1 protein-coding gene is annotated in these 406 nt (G+C 63.8%); it reads right to left on the reverse strand.

Going from position 1 to position 406, the window contains the following annotated elements; genetic code table 11:
• Positions 1-364 (reverse strand): YbaK/EbsC family protein (locus GV819_RS32740; protein WP_161760130.1); only part of this gene is annotated, 364 nt, incomplete at its 3' end.
• Between the last annotated feature and the right edge of the window lie 42 nt (positions 365-406).

Here is a 406-nt window from a genome sequence, read left to right on the forward strand (position 1 = left end):
GGACCTCGTCGAAAGCGCGCAGCGACACATCGCAATAGATCGGCAACGGAGTTGCGAGCCCGAAAGGGCAGACGCCGCCCACCGGATGCCCGGTCAGCGTGATGACTTCTTCGGCGCCCAACATGCTCGCCTTGCCGCCCAGCACGTCCTTCACCTTGCGATTGTTCAAGCGGGCGTCGCCACATGTCACGACCAGGAGGCTGCGATCCTTGATCCGCAGCGACAGCGTCTTGGCGATCTGCGCTGGTGCCACGCCATGTCCGCGTGCGGCGAGCTCGACCGTCGCGCTGCTGCCGTCCAACTCCAGGATCGCGATGTCAGGTGCGTGAAGGGCGAGGAAGGCGCGCACGGTCTCAACGGTCATTGTCGATGCAGCTCGGCTTTGGAAAAGGTGGCCGACTATGAT

Source organism: Pseudomonas sp. Fl5BN2, assembly GCF_009908205.1.
Classification (GTDB): domain Bacteria; phylum Pseudomonadota; class Gammaproteobacteria; order Pseudomonadales; family Pseudomonadaceae; genus Aquipseudomonas.